Here is a 19,574-nt window from a genome sequence, read left to right on the forward strand (position 1 = left end):
CCTCACATGCGGTTATTTTTTAGCGATTTATCGCATTTGACGATTATGTGACATCATGAGTCATCAACGCATTCGTATTATCCATTGCCAAATTCATATAACGCTCATATTGTTTTAACACATCGGCAATTAATTCATCTTTCGTCATATATTGCACATCATACCCTTCACGTCCATCAATAAAATACGTGATAGGCTCATACGCCCGCTCTGAATCAATATATGGTAACTTCTCATCCTCTACGACAAGCGTCGACAATTCACGCGGCTGGCAATCAATACCGTATAAAAAATTACGTAAATTTTCTTTCATCACAACAAATTCAATTTTGGGATTTTTACCGACAATGACATCACATTGTGCCACTAAACCATGCTTTTCAAACGCTGTAGCTAAATCTTCAAATGCAGGTTGTGCAATATCATGAATGAAGCTTCTGACATCAGCACGCTTAGATTGAGAAAGGATCTTTTCTAAACGACGTTGCCAATGCTTGCCTGTCCAATTCCCACTCCCTTGCGAAAAGGCTTTGCTGAAATATTGGTTATCGACCATTAAGCCTTTCCATAAACCGAAACATAATAACAACATAATCAATGTGAAAGGCAGTGCAATCACTAAGGTCATCGTTTGTAGTGCGGCTAATCCATCTGAACGCAATAATGCAATGGCTAAAATCGTTAACAGGATCGCCCAAAAAAGACTTTGCCATTTCACCCGTTTTTCTTCACCTTGTGAAGCAATACTGTTGATCACATAAATGCCAGAATCCGCCGAGGTAATAAAAAATAACGCAATAATGGTTATCGCTACAAATGAGGCAATATGTCCAAATGGAAGCTGTTCAAAGAAACCAAATAATAAGGCTTCGGTATGACTTGAAAGTGCGGTCAATTTGCCTGCGGTTTCTCCATCTAACCAAATTGCCGTATTCCCAAATGTCGTCATCCATAAGACATTAAATAACGAGGGAATAAACAATACTCCTAAGATGAACTCACGAATGGTGCGTCCTTTTGAGATCTTAGCAATAAACAAGCCAACAAATGGTGCCCAAGACACCCACCATGCCCAATATAAGACAGTCCATCCACTAAACCAGCCTTGGTTTTCTGGCTCATAAGCAAAAGTACGAAAACTCAAGGCAACTAAATTACTCAAATAATAACCTAGATTTTCTGTAAAACTGGTAAACAATAACAATGTTGGACCTACGATTATCACAAACACGAGTAAAGCAAGTGCTAAAAATAAATTGACTTCACTTAATCGACGTACCCCTTTCGCGACACCGGTAATTGCTGAAATGGTCGCCAGGCACATTACTGCAATGATCAACATCGATAATGTGGAAAAACTGCGAGAGTCAATCCACCCCAAATGGTTCAAACCAGCATCTAATTGCATTGCGCCATAACCTAACGTAGTGGTAATACCGAAAATCGTGCTGCATAATGCACAAATATCAATCAAGTGCCCCCAAAAGCCTGAAATTCGATGTTTTAACAGCGGATAAAATCCTGATCGAATCGTAAGAGGTAACTTATAACGAAAACCAAAGTACGCGAGGGCTAATCCAATCACAGCATAAATGGCCCAAGCATGAATTCCCCAGTGATAAAACGTCATCAACATAGCTTCTTTCACTCGTTCTGCTTGGGTCATCTGTTGATGTAATGGGTTAACATAATGCAACATGGGTTCCGCCACCCCGAAATACATTAAACCAATACCCATTCCTGCCGCGAATAGCATGGCTATCCAAGAAAGGAATGGATACTCAGGCACTTCATTATCTCCTCCTAAACGAATATCCCCTAATCGACTCGAACAAAGTAAGATTAAAAAGAGGATGAAGATCGACACAGCTAGAACATAAAACCAGCTGAAGTGCGTGAAAATGTGGTGTTTAGCCAGATTAAGCACCTGTTGGGACTGGGCTGGGAAAAGCGTGCAATAACCAGTAACAAAAATAATAAATACAAGACTAGGGAAAAAAATAGGTGCTTTTAACGTGCTCGCCGCACGTAATTGCTTTAAAAAAGTCAAAACTTCTCCTTAAATTTGATAAATTGGATATAACATTATGTTATAAATTATGATCGTTTATTAACGGAAGAAAAGGCGTCTTTTAAGACGTATTCGTGGTTGAGTCATACCTTTTAGTCAGATATAACCTTTTTAATATAACAAAAAATTATCAAAATCGCAAAATGCCTTCCATTAAGATAATCATGCAAATCCCTCAACTTTGTTTATTTTGTAATAGATCCTTGATATATTTAATCCCATCAAACCTTACAGGGATATGACATGACAAAATATAATAAATTGAGAATTGAATGGGATTGCCGTCGCGGCATGCTAGAGCTTGACAAAGTCATCATGCCATTCTACCAACAGTATTTTGATCACTTACCAGATGAACAAAAAGACCAATTTATTCGCTTGCTCGCTTGCTCTGACTTGCAATTATTTTCTTGGTTCTTTAATCGTGGGAAAGCAAGCGATCCAGACTTACAACATATGGTTGATTATATTCAACATACCTTGAAATTAGCTGATTAATCACAATATTCTGTCTTTACAAAAAAGATTGAACTTTTTAAATTTCACACCGTCTAACTGATTGCAAGAGCTTGCTGTCTTTGAATATTAAGGCTTGTTAGAGGTGATATAAGAGGTTATATGGCTGAACAGCTAACAGATCAGGCTTTGGTAGAAAGAGTACAGCAGGGAGATAAGAAAGCCTTTAATTTATTGGTTTCACGTTACCAAAATAAAGTGGCTGGTTTGCTGACTCGCTACGTGTCACCTAACGACATTCCCGATGTGGTACAAGAATCATTTATTAAAGCCTATCGCTCTATTGATTCTTTTCGTGGTGACAGTGCTTTCTATACTTGGCTATACCGAATCGCCGTAAATACGGCAAAAAATTATCTTACTGCACAAGGACGCCGCCCGCCAAATGAAGATATTCTAGCGGAAGACGCGGAAAGTTATGATGTAGGAAGTAATTTAAGGGATGTGGATACGCCCGAACATGAAATGTTATCTAGTGAATTAAAGAAAATCGTGTTTGACACTATCAATGGATTACAAGAGGACCTAAGAACAGCAATTACGTTACGAGAAATTGAAGGTCTAAGTTACGAAGAAATTGCTGAAATTATGGATTGCCCAGTTGGTACTGTACGCTCTCGTATTTTCCGTGCACGTGAAATTATTGAAAGCAAAGTACAACCCATGCTAGAACGTTAAAAACACAACCTAAACGAAAAACCAAACGAAAGTTGGAGTGTCAAAATGCAAAAAGAGTTACTTTCAGCCTATATTGATGGTGAACAAGTCAGCGCAGAATTGACAGAACAGTTATGCCAAGATTGTGAATTACAAAAATCTTGGGCAAACTTTCATACAATTCGCGCTGTAATGCGTCAAGAAACTGAAGTGCTATTAGGTGCAGATTTTACCGCAAAAATGGATAAATTAATTGAACAAGAAGAGGTTCATCTTACTCAACCAATAGTATCTCAGCCATTACCAGAAGAGGTTGAACATTTACCATTTATGCAAAAATTAAAAGGTCTATTTACCCCTCTTGCACAAGTGGCTGTCGCAGCGAGTGTCTGTTTAGTTGCTGTATTGGGTACGCAATCATTCATTACGGCTAAAAATGATGTGCCAAATAATATTGATACACCCATTTTACAAACATTACCCTTTAATAATGTTGTGCAAGAAGTCAGCTACAACGCGCCTAAAGATGCCGTTACACCAGAACAGTTGGAGCAGAAAAATAAACGCATTGGCGCAATGTTGCAAAACTATGAAATTCAACGCCGCCTTTATGCTGATTCGTTGATCTTAAATCAACAAGCAAACCAAAAATAATGAGGTAGCACATTTTCTATTTTCACCACCTTTATTGGTGGTGAATTTGTTTTATGGTAATGATTATGTTTAAAACATTGCGAAAATTAACCGCACTTTGCGCGATACTGACTCTACCGTTGTCTGCCTCCGCAGAAAATACGTTGTCAACGAAACAATTTCTACAAAAAATGCTTGAAGCACGCGAAATGCTGAGCTACGAAATGGCATTTGTGAAAACCACTCCTGCTAATATGGATTCACTACGCTACCGCCATCTTCATTTAGATGGGAAATCTTATGCGCAATTAATTTCTCTTGATGGCGTTCAACAAGAAATCATACAACGTGATCATTTGGTCAGTTATTTCCAGCCCAATTTTCAGCCTTTTACCCTGCAAAGTTCACACATTATCGATAGTTTACCTGCAATTATGCGAGCTGATTTTGATCGTTTAGAAAAATACTATGATTTCGTCAATATTGGACGCAATCGTGTTGCAGATCGTATTGTGCAAACTATTCGCATTTTGCCAAAAGATGACTTTCGCTATCAGTATCTGGCTTTTATTGATGAAGAAAATCACCTTCTACTACAAAGTGATATTCTCGATCGTGATGGGAATCTACTTGATCAATTCCGTGTCGTCCATCTTTATGTCGGCGAGGGCTTACAAGGTCTGGCGGAATATTTAGATAATGTGGTTTTTCCGCCCCTATTGATAGATAAAAAAGAAGAAAATTCCCCACCATTAACTTGGCAAACAAGCTGGTTACCACAGGGTTTTGTTAAAATCAATGAAAGTATCGGTCTAGAGGAAGATAACCAAATTGAAAGTCAACTATATAGTGATGGGCTGTTTTCATTCACATTGTACGTTGCTGATCCTGTCACAGAAATTCATGTAGATAATACATGGAAACAGGGACCTTATACGATATATAGCGAAACGATTGACGGCAAAGAGATTACCTTTGTTGGACAACTTCCTATCTCTACAGCAAAACGCATTGTTCAAGATATCCAATTCAAAAAATAGATACAACTATGCTCAAAGAAAATGCCGTAGTCATTGAATATCAATCAGGAATTGCCAAAGTAAAATGTCAATCGCAAAGTGCTTGTGGTGCTTGCGCTGCAAAAAATGCTTGTGGCGCCTCTGCACTTTCTGAACTCACGGGCGAACAAGGTGAGCACATTTTCACAATTGAAACCATTACGCCCTTGAAAATTGGGCAACAAGTTGAAATTGGTTTGGAAGAACGCTCATTGATTTTATCTGCTCTGTTACTCTATATCGTTCCCCTCTCTACTCTGTTAATGAGTACTTTTATCTCAGAATGGCTGTCCTCGCATGAATTAATCCGTGCTGCCTTTATTTTTTTCTGCACTGGCTTAGCTTTTGTTGCTATTCGCCAGTATAGCAAAACGCTCAATCAACGAGCCGCATATAAGCCAATTTTATTAAGGGTTTTGTAATCGGTGCTAATCCCTTTATAATTGATATAAATTTTTTGACAGAAGGACAAGCAGTGTATGGGCTTAATGTTAGGCATTACAGGTTATAGTGGGAGTGGTAAAACGACGCTACTCGAAAAACTCGTTCCTGAACTCATCACCCAAGGATTACGAATTGCTGTCATCAAACATAGTCACCACAATGCACAAGTTGATAAACAGGGAAAGGACAGCTGGCGCATGAAAGAAGCGGGAGCAACGCAAGTCATTATGGCATGTGATAATCGCTGGGCACTCATGACAGAAACACCTCAACAGCCTGTTGACCTGACTTATTTAGCCCAGCAGTTTGATCCCTGTTTAATTGATTTAATTCTCGTTGAAGGTTTCAAGCAGGAACCGATTCCTAAGATTTTGTTGCATCGTCAAACCATGACAAAACCATTACCTGAACTTGATGAGCATGTTATCGCACTCGCAACAGATTATGCCTTACACTCAGACAAACCTTGCCTAGACATAAATAATATTTCCCAAATCGGCGGCTTTGTTTTAAGTTGGTATCAGCAAAAGTGCGGGACAAAATAGGGTAATATGATGACCGAACGTAATAGTTATCGCGGGCTCGCTTGGATCGCAGCAATTGCACTTTTTATGCAAACACTGGATGCCACAATTCTTAATACGGCTCTTCCTGCCATTTCACGTGATCTCAATGAATCACCACTTGAAATGCAACTGACGATTATCAGTTACGCTTTAACCGTCGCATTATTTATTCCTCTCAGTGGCTGGCTCGCGGATAAATATGGGACGCTTAAAATTTTCCGCTTCGCTGTGAGTATCTTTGTATTAGGTTCCATTGCCTGTGCACTCTCAAACACGCTTGATACACTCGTGCTCTCGCGTGTTTTACAAGGTTTTGGTGGCGCCCTCATGATGCCAGTAGCCCGTCTAGCAATTATTAGAACAGTCCCTAAACAGCACTTACTCTCTGTTTGGAACTTAATGGCAATGTCTGGTTTACTCGGTCCTATTCTTGGACCGATTCTTGGTGGGTGGTTAGTCACTTACGCAACATGGCATTGGATCTTCTTTATCAATATCCCTATTGGTATTTTAGGCGTCTTGATTGCAGGCAACTATATGCCCAATGCTACCGCAGCAGTCAATAAACTCGACTGGCGAGGTTTTTTTCTATTTGCGGGTGGATTAGTTGGGTTAACCTTAGGGCTTGATCTCGTGGCAGAGCGCAGCAGTGATAAAATTAATGCATTGAGTATTCTAAGTTTGGGGTTAGCTCTCTTATCCGCTTATTATTTTCATGCAAAACAATCTTCAACATCATTATTGCCTTTATCACTGTTCAATATCAGAACATTTAGCATTAGTATCATCGCCAACTTACTTATTCGCTTATGTGGTTCTGGTATCCCTTTTTTACTGCCCCTCATGCTGCAAATTGTATTCAATTATAGTGCGGAACTCTCTGGGTGGTTACTTGCACCAATCGCAATCAGCTCAGTTCTCATGAAGCCCCTTATTCCTAGAATCTTAACATGGTGGGGGTACAAAAAAACCTTAATCATCACAGCAATACAGCTAACTCTCTCTATTGCCGCAATGACATTTGTCACTATAAACACACCAATTTGGTTACTCATCATCGCATTATCTTGGTACGGTGCTTGCATGTCTGTGATTTTTACAGCAACAAATACCCTGGCAGTCAGCGAACTTTCTGAACAAAATGCGAGTGCTGGCTCAACAATTCTGAGTGTTGCACAACAAATGGGTATTGGTATTGGTATCGCGGTATGTTCAGTCATTCTCGGGTTTTATCGAGACACTATTGGTGAAACGGGGGAACAGCTACAACAATCTTTTAGCTATACTTTTCTGAGCGTCGCCTTATTTGGTCTCGTATTAATTTGGTTGCTCAACTATTTAAAAGCACAAGATGGTGCAAGCTTACAGCACTCTGGAAAGCGTTAAACCTCAACAAACGCCAAACTAATTTGCTTGGTGTTGAAAAATTTCAAGAGGAAAAGATGATGGTATCTCAATAGCGCTTTCCCCTATACCTGACAAAAAATAGGTGGCTCAACGATAGGTATATCGATTTCCCGTCATTCTTATGTTGCCCATCATCATATTTACTCGATAATACGTTCATCTCATTAAAATCCTTTTCTAACCGTCTTTTATTGAAAATGTCAGAACGTTAGACATAATCCTCATCAATATTTCCTACAAAAGAAAACTGCGTTAGAAAAGGCATAAAAGTAGGCTATTTTTTGATGAGAATTTCAACGAGAAAAAGATTACAGGGAATAATAATTAGGATTACGAGAATGAGAGTCTGGTTTTCAATATAACCATTTGAATATAAAAAATTTATTTTTGAATTAATAAGCCCCCTAATTTTGATTATTTTTACACTTCATTTCTGTTTTATTTACCCTTTCTAAAAATGAGTTTCTTTACATTATAAAAAAAGGACTAATTAAAACTTGTTAAGAGAGTATCTGCTATTGGCTGATACCTATCGCGTATACGTTAGGATAATTTTCATAACATCTCACTTATGCTTAATGATTCGCTGTATATCACATTGTTTTTAGGGAAAATAAATATTAATTAGCGTTGAAAAATACCCCCCAAGCAATCTCACTTGGGGGAGAATTTAATTAATGTTCTTTTTAAGGAGTAGGTACATCTTGTTTACCGCCAAATGCTTCATAAAAAAATAGGTGCTATTGTTATACCTGAACTTGAACGTAATGGTTCATAAACAATACCTATCGCTTCTTCAGCAGAAGGACCTACAAAACGAACCTCATATTCTAACTTATATCCTCCTTCATTAAATTGATAATCAGTTTTCCCTCTAAAGAAATTATAATCCTCTTCATAATTAGCTTCTTTCAAAATGATATCAGGTAGCGTTTCACCGTTGTTATTTCTCCGCTCATAAAGCTAACCAGATAAGATTTTTTTAGCAAAGTCCATATCTAAATGCATTTTCCCCGCAACATTTAGACTGCCTGAATAACCACTATAAGTGACTGTATGTCTTGGCATATGATCTTTATCAGTATCAGGTACTGCTTCAAAAAATAGATCTAATCTGCCCTTAGCAATGGTTTTAGACGACCCAAAAGCTGCTACAGAATAGGGCAGGTTAATTATTCTAAAGTTTTTACCACCAATTTCTTTAGTCATTACCCCTTTTGGCAAAGACCCCATATCAAAATTATGTCCAGAGAAGGACAAAAACCACTTATCTTTCTCAGCAGCCACTTGTTTTCTTACATCTTCATCTGGAATACTATCAATTGCTTTAACTTGTGGATAAGGAACAATATCGATAGATGATAGGTTCTTGCTCAGATTAGCGTCCCCCCCACTACTACCACAAACACCCAACACCATACTCATTAATACAACTAATAAGGACTTTTTCATATTTACTCCTAGTATGTTTCAATTATTAGTTTATAGTGTATTTTTTTCTGTTAATCCGTTCACAAAATGAAACAATAAATTACGTTATATGGCGTCAGAAGACCTATTTTTTGACCTTATAGGTAAAACAGAAGATAAAAGTTTGATTAAAATTGCACTATATAAAATGTAAAAAGTCTTGATTTTATTGATTATTTTGGTGAGGTTTGATGAAGATTGATTTATGGATTGGCGGAGAGAATGGGAGTCCAATTCACCATATAACATATTGATTTTTAAAAGACTAAATTTCAACACCTTAAAATATAGTACTATTCCTAGTACTATTTTTGTTTGCCACCCCTATTTTTGATTGTTTTTTATACTTTATTTGTGCCTAATATCCCTCTATAAAAATGAGTTTCTTTACATTATAAAAAAGGACTAATTAAAACTTGTTAAAAGGGTGTCTGCCATTGGCTGATACTTATCATATATACGTTAGGATAATTTTCCTAACGGTGAAGTGCCTCACTCTTATCTATTTGCTAATAAGCGTTGTGTAAATTTACATATCGGACAATAACAATACGGATTATCTTCGTATGAGTACGGATAAAAAACTAGTTATTAATGATCATTTACATGGGGTTGTTTTTAAAAATGACATTTTAAGTACACTGAAGAAAATAGAGAGTTGATACATCAAAACAAAGCACAAAGTGATTATTGAATCGAAAATAGGGGGAATTTGGTTGGCTAATGAATTGAGGGTAAAGAAGAACCGCTAAAAAGCGGTTTAGCTTTTTCTTCTAAAGCTTTTTCTTCTAGATGTTCCTTTTTCTTGTATTTTAGTTCCTTTAGGTCTGGTTTTATATTCTTCCCACCAAGTAGGATTACCTTCTGGACAACATTTCAAAATTTCTGCTAACGCCACACCAAAACTAAATGACTGAATACCATCTACATGCTCAGCAAGTTTAGGTGATGTAGTTTGATGTAAGGGATTTAAAATAAAATCAATACCTTTGATTCTTGCCTGTTTTGCAGCAGGAACAAAATCAGCATCTCCAGCCACAAGGACTATAACATCTACTAATTTTTCATAAGATAATATTGTTATATCCATTCCTAATTTAACATCAACTGATTTTTGAGTTATTTGATAAAACCAATCATCGTTAGTTAAATCCTCCCACTTTTTGATCCCTTTTCTTAACTCCTTTAATGTGTGCCCTTTTATTTGCCAATCATTATCTTGAGTTGTCCCCATTCGTAATGCTGTTTTACGAGTTTCTTTAAGCTTCTGATGAAATTCTAAACGTAGCTTATACATAGGATCATCCTTGAAATTTTTATTTCTTGGGGTCTTTTCTCCATTCTCACAGAGAGGATATTTTACCTGCTTATCAAGAGGTGGACTATCGTAATAGTATATCCTATAAAGCTCAAGTGGCTCACGTTCAATATGTTGACCATGCTTTTTTTCAATATGAAACTTAACGAGTTTCCATAATAAGTCAATGAGGTGATCTGAGGTTAATTCTTTAGTTGAAAAATGCTTTCGGTAAAAATACCCAACTCTTGCAAAAAAAAATCCACCATCAATCAATACGGCTGTTTTTTTCATACCATGTTTCCTTAACATAAAAAAAACCCATAACCGCCGTACAGATAGTAAATATGATCTGTGAGCTGCTACAGGTTCGCATGGGTTAATAATAATAATTCATTTTAAATAAAGCAAACTTTTTTTAGTTAAAAATTAATATTAAACATTGAATACACTATATGTAGTATCAGAACATAAAATAAAACACAACTACCAGTGTAAATTTTAATCAACCATATCATTACTAAGTTTTCTTATACTCATAAATAGCCCTCCTAAGGTGTCAAAAAAAGGTCAAAAAACTGGAATAGCGATTTAAGGAGTTTTTAGGAGCGGTAGCCCAAGCCTTTCTTCTGAACTCTTTACCCACCCTCCCCCATATCTGAAAATTTTAATTTTGCGGTTGTAAAAATTGAGTTAGTGGAGCGGTTTCTAAAGTGAAAAGTTGTAGAGATTTAGCCCCCCCTTCCCTTTCTCTAGATTGATAGATATGGATACTTTAAGAGTATTTTTTACATAAGATGATGATGGCTGAAAATTCGAAAAACTGCCGAAAACCGCGCGCGTCCAGCCCCGTGGAAAGCCCACTCCCATCAGGAGTACCTTTTAATCTAATTCCTTGTTATATCAGTCTTTATCTATGCCACAATCACTGGTAAATAATTCAATCAATATCAATTCCTTTTCTATCGACATCTTTAGGCAATAAAAAGCACCGTTTAGGTGCTAGTCTGTCAAGATAATTGTTTCTGTTATTTGATAATTATCTGCACTATACGCTGTACTAGCCTGTAACTCATTTCTTCTCAGCTTGTGAAATTCCTCAGCCTTCTGAATTAAATTAGGCAGCAATTTATCAATTCTTTTATGTGCCTCAGGGTGAACAATGTCCAAAATCAGATAATAATCATCACAAAAGAAATGCTTAGCATAAATGACAAAATTGTCACTTGTTCTATTATGCCCATTTCTATTTTTCCACTTTCTAAAATTCCAATCTGCACTATATAACGCAATATGAATTTTATGTAAAAGGCTATCCATTGCTTGAGGGTTATTTTCAAACTGCCCAAAATGCCCTAAGAAGTCAGGATATTTCCCTGTATCGTGAAAAAGTGCAATTCCGACTGCAATGCGTTCAATGTAGGGAATATGATGTAAACCAGTGTGAACTAAAACTCTAGAGTTCATAAATCAGCCTCTAGCGTTCATTATTTCTTCAATATTAGATTGGCTAAGTGTTAGTTCAGGATTTCTTACTATTTCAATGCCGTCTTTTTGTTCTTGGATGCGTCTTAAGTATATTTCTAATGTATTTTTTGCACTAGCAAGTGCTTTAAACTCATTAAAAAATTGCTCGTAAATTTCATTTTCATAACGTTCTTTAATAAGACTAATACCAAAATCTAATGCCTGATTAACTAACAGTAGGCTAGCTCTATTATTTGGATCGATATGAGTAAGGTGAGTTTTGATGAGTATATTTAGCTTATGTAAAGATTGAGCAAGCGCATCAACTTCCCTAAATACATCCTGAGCCGTTGCTTTTACACTTGTCATTGTTCTAATTTCTTCAACACTATGAGAAATGTTATTGATAAGGTTTGGTTCTGAATGACCATTAAAAGCGATACCCAAGCCTAGCATAAGTGCTTTTGCTGTACTTGCCTTTTTCATAATAGCCCTCAAAGTGTAAACAAGTTATTAGATAAAATGGACTGCCATTGTACTTCTAGAAAAGCTATTTTGTAAACTAGGCAAAATTAATTAATTTTATGCAAATTACGACAATATATTGTTATAAACTGATTTAAGTCAATTCATTCCCCTAACATCCACCATTGGTGGATGTAAATATCCTCAATGTTTTATGTAGCATAAAATCCCTCATTCTTCATAAATCCACCACCACGATTTTTATCAAGAAAAAAAGCAATGTGTATATATAAGCAAAAAACTATAGGACCAATAGGACCATAGGACCAATTCAGTATTGGCGCGGGTTGAAAGCCTGTTTTTTGGTCCTATTCGATTTTTAAAAATAGGACCAGTAGGACCAAAATAGGACCAGTTTTAAAAATGGTTGTTTTTTGAGCTTTAAAAAATAGGACCAAAACAAGCAAAAATAGGACCAAAATCATTAAAAATAGGACCAAAACAACTAAAAATAGGACCAGATTTTACTTATATTTTCATATAACTTATTGTTTTTTATCTATATATTATTTTCTGGTCCTATTGGTCCTATAAAAAAACTGTTATCTACACGAAAAAAACTTTTTATCTAATTTTTTAATTCTGTGCTCATTTCATAATGTAAATTAAATGCTACATATTTTGCCATATTTGAACAGCAATCCAATTTGTATGCCACAAATTAAACAATAAAAAAGAGGGCGTTTGCCCTCTTGTTTATACTGGATAAGTTATGTATTTTCTTCCTCGTCCTCGCTTTCCACCAGCGTATAGAGTAAATAGCATCTTGTGCGATCTCCTTTTATTTGGCGTGGGAGTTTGATTGTAAACCCGTAACCCTTCTCCTTTCCTCTCTTTAACATTCCTTTCTCCGCTAGAATTTGGCAAGCCTGTTTTTTAGGATGCCCTTTTATTGCCTCGTCAAATGCCATTGGGTACAAGTAAAAATGCTCTTGCTCCTCGCTCTTACTATCTGGTATTACACGAAAGCCAGCGATATTGTTTACTTCTCTTTGCGTTGGATCTATTGGGTATCTAATAAAACGCCCTTCCGCATTTGCTAAAAGCCAGCCATTCACTTGCTCAATAACCTGTAATTCCTCTCGGCTATGATAACCAAAGATATTCACCCACTCATTAAAAGCCTTGGTTATCGCATTTTCACATTCGCCCACATCCCACCCTGTGAAGTTTAAGGAAAGTTTTAATGTTGTTTCTAATATCGTAAAACGGCTCATCACACGCTTAACCTGTGAATGACAATCATTCGGTAGGGTATTTAATCTACTCTCTAAAATAGCTCGATATAACGGCTCTATGGCGTTGTTATGGTGCAATTCAATAAGGTGCTTAATCCACTCACGCCCTATAACGCCATAATGCAATTTTGAGGCTTGGTTTAAATGGTCAGCGTGCGCTTTTCCGTCTTTGTGGTGGTGGAATTGATTTGCCCTTTGTAGTGGAATATTCAATAAGCGGACTAACTGCCCTACATTGGTTTTTATCCCTACGTTAGTTAAATAGGTTTCTAAATCAATCTCCCCCGTAGAAAAAGCCACCGTGCGCCAGCGTGCTAAATCTCGGTTGCCTCCCTCTTTTGCGCCTTGTATCTTGCCTACACCATTAAATAGACTATAAGCAATGTCGCCAACGTGCTTACGATTAGTGCTTTGCCCTATCTCATCCAACGGTATAAAGCCATCATTTCGGGCTTGTGCCTCGTTGCTAATCCCTAACGGTGTAGTTAGCCAGCTTAAACGGATTTCATCAGGATGCCCATAAATCGAGCTTGCAATATTGGCGATTGTTGTTTTACCTGTCGAACTACCGCCAAAGATATGTACACCAAAGCTCTCGGCGTTGATCAAATGAATAATAGGCGCACTTAACGCAACGGCTACACCTAACATCATAAACGGATTTCCAGCCACATTGTTGGCGATTTCCTGTTGCCAGCTTTCAATGCTGCCACTTACGCCATAACCTCTATTATTGGCGGACTGCCCTACAAAGAATACTGGCGTTTTAGGTTCTCCAACCACCTCACCATTAGGCAAAATATATGCGCCTGATTGCCACCCTGTCGCATTCACTACACGATAAAAGCCCTTTTGATAATAGTCCTGTAAATAATCGGCTAAGAAAGGGCGTAAGCGTTGATTATTCGTGATATTTAAGCCATTTTTACGCAATAATTGCCAGCCTGTCCGCTCGCCAACGTCTTTTAATGGCAAAGCGATAATTTTACTTTTCTCACTACGGTTAGGCGTAAAGCGTAACATTGTGTAAAACTCATCTTCACTTTGCCCCATTCCAACAACCTCAACCGCATCACAAAGCCACTCTATTTTGTCCTCGTAGATTTCACCCGTTGAGCTATTAGTCTTTAATGTAATGCGATATAGCCCCCTTTTCCCTCGTTCTGTGCGTTCTTCGATAAAAGGTAAGGTGTTAGCTTGGTTATTCTCTTTGTGTGCCTCTGTGATGCTATCGCTCACGATTTCAGCCACACTATCGCCCTCTCTTATTCGTTTAATATGACTGCTAAGGTTCTCTTTGTGTTGTCCAAGCATATCGCATAGCTCAATGATTTTGGCTTTCGTATTTTTTGCGATACTTAAACAAAGTGTGGTCATTTCTGTTTCAGAAAGCTCATCAAATTGGATTAGCTTAATATATTGCTGCTCTGGATGAGCAATGCGGATGTGAGAAATATTCTCTAACTGTTCTTTATCTAAAATAATCGGCTTTTGCTTTGGGTTATGCTGCAATGCTTGGCAAAGTAAAAGCCATTCTTCGCCTTTACCTTTATTCCAAGCATTCCACGCACTTTGCCCAACTAAAACAATTAAATCACTCATAAAATCTTTTGGTTGCTGATCAAAGTGCGGTGCTTTAATTAATTTACTCATCTTCCCCCCTTTGAACCTCATCTACGTTAAAACTAACGCCCTGCAGTTTGCTAATTAAATATTTAGCACCACGCATAAAGGCTTTAATCTGCCCCTTTTGCTCTTTATTTAATGTTTGCCCTACTGCTAACGCCTCCACCATCAGCACGCCTTTTGTTAACCGTTCAGCTAAATCATCACATTCTCTGGCTAATTTAATCTTATGGTGATAGCAATCTGGGAACTCATTAAAGCATCGTTGGTTACTGTCTTTCATTAGCTGGAATTGGCGGTTAATTTGCGCATATAGCACGTATAGACCATTTCCCTTGCCTAGGGTGAGGGTTGGTTTTCCATCGCTTAAATAGCCCTCTAATTTCGCTTTAAATGGCTTATTAATTTCGGTGGTGGATTTCGCTACTTTCATTTGAGTGATAGGGTTCATCATTGTTCACCTCCTACTAACACCCTTTTAACCGTTACCGCTATATATAAATCAGCCTGTTCATCTAAAACGCTGCGTGCGATTTCCCACGCTTTATCTTTGCTAGCATCGCTCCCCATAATGGACGGTTTGCCGTTTTCTGTGTACGCAATCACTTGCCAAATAACCTTGCGCATCCTTGCCTCCTTTGCGATTTCAGTATTAGGGGAAGTTGTTTCAATGATATTTACTCTTAACACATTTAGCTCGCTAGCTATTGCTAGTTTGGCTTGCTCTGCCTGCTCAAATGTTGGGTAGTCAGCGATATACTCTAACTGGTCGTCAGTGTTAAAGATTTCTAAACGGTAAACCTTACGCATCAGCCACCTCCATAGTAGGAACATTTAGCAAGCTATGGTTTTGTTCTGTATCGTTAAGGTTGTGATTTTGTACAAAGATTTGTGTCGTTTCATACAAAGATTTGTGTTGTTTTATACAATCTTTCCATAGATTTTCAGGAATGACTAAAGTGCGGTCATTTTTAGCGAAGTTTGGTAAGCGACCTAACAAAATCAGCACATAATGGCGGGCAAGGTATGCTCGGGCTTGTTGTTCGTTGTCGGCTTGGATACGGATTTGTTCCGCTTTGGTGCGGTCATAGTGCTGGCGTGATACGCCTAAGAATTGGTAAATCATAGCGATTAACTCCACAAGATATTGAATAGAGGTTACCGCTAAAAGTTTCCACGCTTTAGGGCGGTAACGTGCGACTGGGTGGAAAACTGCGACTTGTGGAACACAGCCAACGATTAAACGTTGCCAATCGCACGCTACCATAGAGAATAGATCCATTGCTGGATTTATTTTAGGTGTGCGAACTTCACGAACAAAAAAAGCACGGTTAAATGGCGTGCTACTGTTCGCCACAAGTAAATAATTCGAGTTTCCACGCTCGGTTAGCGATTTTGCGCTAACGTCTAAATAATGCCAAAACGAACCGCACTTTGTAAAGCGTTTTAGCTCAATTTTTTTAAATAAATCGGATATTTTTAAAAGCATTTTGATATAATCCTTTTTGCCTAGATATTGATTTCATTCCAAAGCCTCATTGAGCTAAACTCGATGAGGTTTTTTGTTTCCATTTCTTTTCCCAATAAATTTGTTTTTCCTCTTCTGTGAGGGTGTGAAAGTGTGTGGCATATCCACTGTGTTTGAGTGCGTTAAATCGACTATTACAGTACTTTCTATCCGTTTCGCTAATCGGCGTTTTATTTCGCACTTTTGGCGTTATCTGATCACTCACAATCCACCACCAGCAAGGCTTTAACAGTTTTCACAATTCGCAATTCGTTTCGCAATTTATCAGCAGTAATTGCGCTAATTTTTCTTGGATGTTTTCCACGTCATAAATCACGCAATTAATACGCTCTAACATCCACTCCAGATAGTCTTTATCGCTCATTCTCACATCAGGCACTCCCTCTGCTTTTACCATTGGATAACCTTTATCGATGGTGATTTCTAAGCTCTCTTGAATATCGTTTAATTGCGCTGCAATATCTACGTATGTTGGGTTATATTGGTTTTCTGCTGGTGGATTAGGATTAAGCATTTAATGCCCCTTTTCTTAAGTGGTGTAGTGTGGTTTCCTGTAACTGTGCTTTGCGTTGGTGGTAGTCCATACCTAACTTAATCATTACGGCATTTTCAGAAAGCAACTGATCAACTAATTGCAATTGATCAACACTCAAGCATTGTCTTATTTCCATATCATCAGGATAGCCATTCGCCAGTAACCACGATTTACGGCTATTCCCTAGTGCTACCACGTAAACAAGGTTATTTTCTCGGCTGTATGCGTGAGGGTCGTCCTTGCCTACTTGCTCTAAGCGGTACTTAATCGCCTCACTCATTCGCAATTGGTCTGCTTTCATATTGGCTCGTGTCGCAAGGCGTTTTTTCATCTCGTTAAACTCTTTGATGTACTGCTCTTTAAATTGCATTGCTTTCTTGCCAGTAAAGCCCATCACTAACAACGTAAAGCCGTCTTGGGTCATATAGAATATTGGCTGATATTTCCCCCGTTCATCTTTATATTTTGATGGCTTAAAATTGAGCCGCCAAAACTCCTCTGAACAACCTAAATTTTCTAAAATGCGTAAAATGTTTTTATGTTGTTTACCAAAGTAATGCGCAACTTTCAGGCGCTAAATATTGGCTTTTGGGCGTGAGGGCTTTTGTACTACTCTTTCACCGTCCACCACCGCCAAAGGATCGACATAATTAAAGCGGTTAATTGCCTCGTTAATATCTGCCTGTGATAGTGGTTTATAGCCTCGTTGGCTTGCTTTCAGGTTGTAATACTTGGCTAACTTCTCGCAATCTTTCGCACTTGCTACTCGGTAAGATAGATAAACGCCACCGTATACCCCTTTGCGTTCTACTCGCACAAATGAAATATCGTTTTGCTCCTCTAACTGATTAATCTCGTTACGCAAAGAACGGTTAAAACAGATTTTTTGTAATTCAAGTTCGCTAAACTCACCCAATAGCACGGCCAAGCCAGCTACTTTTGGCTTGCGTTCCATCAGTGGAAAGTTAAAACTTGCTAGATATTGATCACCTTCCATAATCGCCCCTTATGCGTTAGCCGCAGCAATAAAAGCATTGACCTCATCAGCACTAAAACGCACAGAACCCCCAATTTTGATTTTTTTGAGTAAGCCTTGTTTTGCTAAGCGGTCAATTTTGGTACGTGAGCCAATACCAAGTGCGGTTAGCTCGTTAATGGAATAGTATTTTTTAATTGGTGTTTGATTGGTTTGAGTCGTACTCATAAATACCCCTTTTAATTTGGTTAATTAAAATTAAGCAAAGTATTGCGTTTTGCTTGGGGGTATTTTGCTAGGGGAAAAATAGAGAAAGGGGAAATTTCCCCTAAAAAAAGAAATTTCCCCTAAATTAATGATAGGTTGGAATGATTAGGTTGTACTAGATGGCTTGTTTGGTTAGTTTTATATCTTTAGTCCAGTTATCAAGCGTTCTTCCTGATATTGGGACTTCATAGCCTTTAAGTTCAAAGGATTTTTGAATGGCTCCGTTTGCGTATTTAACGCCTTGCGTAGGGTCATTCTCAAGTATGTGACTTCTTGGATTGTTTGCAACATCTTCACCATAATTCACTGCTAAAAGGTATTTTATGAATAGGTTTCTTTTATCTATTTTTTGAGTGTTTTTTTCTTCGTTTTTTCTGTCTTGTAGTTCTTTTTCAAGCTCTGCGATTTTACTCTGTAATTCGTCAATTTTGGCGTTTTGGTCAGTTATTTGGGGGAGTCGAACACTTTTTGTTTTTCTATTTTCGATAAATTCATCTATATGATCTCGGAAAAAGAAAAATATATCACTGATATTTTCTTCTTCAAAAATATCACTTTGCTCTCGATGAATCTGATAACAAATTTGCATTGGAAATTTCACTTGAAAAAAGGCGTTATCAAATAAATTTACATCGAGCTCATCAAGAAAATCAGGATGTTTTCTATTTTTAAATAAGAAAAATCTATCTAATTCCTTTTCTAACAAATGAGGGGTTGGAATATGCAAATTTCTTAATGGGATAATAAAAGGGCTTTCAATAATGCCATTAAAAATACCGTTTATATCTAATTCTGAATATGGTGTGCTTATCGAACCAAAACGTGCTGTGTACCCATAATCAGTATGATTGTTTCCAACATATTTGATATTTGTTAAAACAATCCTTGTATCAAAAACCATCTCATACCTCGGATCGCTTAACTCTTCAACTTTAAATATTTTCAAAATAGAAAAACGATTTTTTTCACAATCTTCTTCGCTAAAAATAGCTCTGCCATTTATTAAGTCATCAGCAATTCCTTGAATATCTAAACCTACATCTTCATATAATCCTCTTACACCATTGATTTTATATAAATTTCTTTCCCATTGGTTATCTGAATAACCAACTTGTCGAAGATAATTAAAAGCAGGAAAACAACCTTTTATTGCAAGCAGAATTACATCCATTTCATTCATAGAAATACTGGAGATTTTATTATTTATATATTCTGCTGTATCTCTAGCTGTCATAAATAAATTGACTGCCATAAAACGCCCCTATGCGTTGCCCTATTTAGTTGGTGCGCAAC

21 protein-coding genes and 1 pseudogene are annotated in these 19,574 nt (G+C 37.4%); 7 read left to right on the top strand and 15 right to left on the bottom strand.

The genetic code is table 11. The annotated features are described in order from the left end of the window. Positions 1 to 43: 43 nt before the first annotated feature. Positions 44 to 2,050, bottom strand: a complete 2,007-nt coding sequence (locus ACWIT3_RS08330; protein WP_457162269.1) for a BCCT family transporter — start codon at positions 2,048 to 2,050, stop codon at positions 44 to 46. A 264-nt stretch (positions 2,051 to 2,314) separates the two neighbouring features. Between ACWIT3_RS08330 and ACWIT3_RS08335 the strand changes: the two genes are divergently transcribed. The 7 genes from ACWIT3_RS08335 (at position 2,315) to ACWIT3_RS08365 (ending at position 7,331) form a co-directional block, all read left to right on the top strand. Beyond that, positions 2,315 to 2,569, top strand: a complete 255-nt coding sequence (locus tag ACWIT3_RS08335) for an FAD assembly factor SdhE (RefSeq protein WP_046339204.1) — start codon at positions 2,315 to 2,317, stop codon at positions 2,567 to 2,569. Positions 2,570 to 2,689: 120 nt separating this feature from the next. Then, positions 2,690 to 3,265, top strand: coding sequence for an RNA polymerase sigma factor RpoE (gene rpoE / locus ACWIT3_RS08340; protein WP_046339205.1), 576 nt, complete (start codon positions 2,690 to 2,692; stop codon positions 3,263 to 3,265). 45 nt (positions 3,266 to 3,310) lie between these two features. Then, positions 3,311 to 3,898, top strand: a complete 588-nt coding sequence (locus ACWIT3_RS08345) for an RseA family anti-sigma factor (protein ID WP_457162270.1) — start codon at positions 3,311 to 3,313, stop codon at positions 3,896 to 3,898. A gap of 65 nt (positions 3,899 to 3,963) precedes the next feature. Next, complete coding sequence (rseB, locus tag ACWIT3_RS08350) at positions 3,964 to 4,917, top strand: sigma-E factor regulatory protein RseB (RefSeq protein WP_457162271.1); 954 nt, start codon at positions 3,964 to 3,966, stop codon at positions 4,915 to 4,917. Between the two features lie 8 nt (positions 4,918 to 4,925). Beyond that, positions 4,926 to 5,357, top strand: coding sequence for a SoxR reducing system RseC family protein (locus ACWIT3_RS08355; protein WP_457162272.1), 432 nt, complete (start codon positions 4,926 to 4,928; stop codon positions 5,355 to 5,357). Between the two features lie 57 nt (positions 5,358 to 5,414). Beyond that, positions 5,415 to 5,924 carry a molybdopterin-guanine dinucleotide biosynthesis protein MobB gene (gene mobB, locus ACWIT3_RS08360; RefSeq protein ID WP_457162273.1) on the top strand — a complete coding sequence of 170 codons (510 nt, stop codon included), beginning with the start codon at positions 5,415 to 5,417 and terminating at the stop codon, positions 5,922 to 5,924. Between the two features lie 9 nt (positions 5,925 to 5,933). After that, the gene (locus ACWIT3_RS08365; protein WP_457162302.1) at positions 5,934 to 7,331 is read left to right on the top strand and encodes an MDR family MFS transporter; all 1,398 of its coding nucleotides are present in this window, start codon (positions 5,934 to 5,936) and stop codon (positions 7,329 to 7,331) included. Between the two features lie 744 nt (positions 7,332 to 8,075). On the opposite strand, the gene ACWIT3_RS08370 is transcribed toward ACWIT3_RS08365, so the two are convergent. The 14 genes and pseudogenes from ACWIT3_RS08370 to ACWIT3_RS08435 all read right to left on the bottom strand — a co-directional run bounded on the left by ACWIT3_RS08370 (position 8,076) and on the right by ACWIT3_RS08435 (position 19,533). Beyond that, positions 8,076 to 8,267 carry a hypothetical protein gene (locus ACWIT3_RS08370; RefSeq protein ID WP_457162274.1) on the bottom strand — a complete coding sequence of 64 codons (192 nt, stop codon included), beginning with the start codon at positions 8,265 to 8,267 and terminating at the stop codon, positions 8,076 to 8,078. A gap of 48 nt (positions 8,268 to 8,315) precedes the next feature. Further along, positions 8,316 to 8,804, bottom strand: a complete 489-nt coding sequence (locus ACWIT3_RS08375) for a hypothetical protein (protein WP_457162275.1) — start codon at positions 8,802 to 8,804, stop codon at positions 8,316 to 8,318. 778 nt (positions 8,805 to 9,582) lie between these two features. Beyond that, complete coding sequence (locus ACWIT3_RS08380; protein WP_457162276.1) at positions 9,583 to 10,413, bottom strand: NYN domain-containing protein; 831 nt, start codon at positions 10,411 to 10,413, stop codon at positions 9,583 to 9,585. A 708-nt stretch (positions 10,414 to 11,121) separates the two neighbouring features. Continuing rightward, positions 11,122 to 11,586, bottom strand: a complete 465-nt coding sequence (locus ACWIT3_RS08385) for a type II toxin-antitoxin system YafO family toxin (RefSeq protein WP_457162277.1) — start codon at positions 11,584 to 11,586, stop codon at positions 11,122 to 11,124. A 3-nt stretch (positions 11,587 to 11,589) separates the two neighbouring features. Beyond that, positions 11,590 to 12,072 (bottom strand): hypothetical protein, encoded by a 483-nt coding sequence (locus tag ACWIT3_RS08390; RefSeq protein WP_457162278.1) that lies wholly within the window; start codon positions 12,070 to 12,072, stop codon positions 11,590 to 11,592. Between the two features lie 749 nt (positions 12,073 to 12,821). Continuing rightward, on the bottom strand, positions 12,822 to 15,002 hold the full coding sequence (locus ACWIT3_RS08395; protein WP_457162279.1) for a DUF927 domain-containing protein: 2,181 nt from the start codon (positions 15,000 to 15,002) through the stop codon (positions 12,822 to 12,824). Then, positions 14,995 to 15,429, bottom strand: coding sequence for a hypothetical protein (locus tag ACWIT3_RS08400; protein ID WP_457162280.1), 435 nt, complete (start codon positions 15,427 to 15,429; stop codon positions 14,995 to 14,997). Before ACWIT3_RS08400 ends, ACWIT3_RS08395 begins: the two co-directional genes overlap by 8 nt. Further along, positions 15,426 to 15,785, bottom strand: coding sequence for a hypothetical protein (locus tag ACWIT3_RS08405; protein ID WP_457162281.1), 360 nt, complete (start codon positions 15,783 to 15,785; stop codon positions 15,426 to 15,428). The genes ACWIT3_RS08400 and ACWIT3_RS08405 overlap by 4 nt, the downstream gene beginning before the upstream one ends. Then, entirely contained in the window at positions 15,778 to 16,464 is a 687-nt protein-coding gene (locus ACWIT3_RS08410; RefSeq protein ID WP_457162282.1) for a host cell division inhibitor Icd-like protein, read from the bottom strand. The genes ACWIT3_RS08405 and ACWIT3_RS08410 overlap by 8 nt, the downstream gene beginning before the upstream one ends. A 274-nt stretch (positions 16,465 to 16,738) precedes the next feature. Continuing rightward, positions 16,739 to 17,017 carry a hypothetical protein gene (locus ACWIT3_RS08415; RefSeq protein ID WP_457162283.1) on the bottom strand — a complete coding sequence of 93 codons (279 nt, stop codon included), beginning with the start codon at positions 17,015 to 17,017 and terminating at the stop codon, positions 16,739 to 16,741. Further along, a pseudogene (locus tag ACWIT3_RS08420) lies at positions 17,010 to 17,609 on the bottom strand (Rha family transcriptional regulator); the annotation flags it as partial. The gene ACWIT3_RS08415 and the pseudogene ACWIT3_RS08420, both read right to left, overlap by 8 nt. 3 nt (positions 17,610 to 17,612) lie before the next feature. Beyond that, positions 17,613 to 18,035: a hypothetical protein gene (locus tag ACWIT3_RS08425; RefSeq protein WP_457162284.1), complete on the bottom strand. Its 423-nt coding sequence runs from the start codon at positions 18,033 to 18,035 to the stop codon at positions 17,613 to 17,615. A gap of 9 nt (positions 18,036 to 18,044) precedes the next feature. Beyond that, positions 18,045 to 18,242, bottom strand: a complete 198-nt coding sequence (locus tag ACWIT3_RS08430) for a helix-turn-helix transcriptional regulator (RefSeq protein ID WP_439044518.1) — start codon at positions 18,240 to 18,242, stop codon at positions 18,045 to 18,047. A 154-nt stretch (positions 18,243 to 18,396) separates the two neighbouring features. Then, complete coding sequence (locus ACWIT3_RS08435; RefSeq protein ID WP_457162285.1) at positions 18,397 to 19,533, bottom strand: hypothetical protein; 1,137 nt, start codon at positions 19,531 to 19,533, stop codon at positions 18,397 to 18,399. Positions 19,534 to 19,574 lie beyond the last annotated feature (41 nt).

The organism is Pasteurella sp. P03HT (assembly GCF_054052285.1).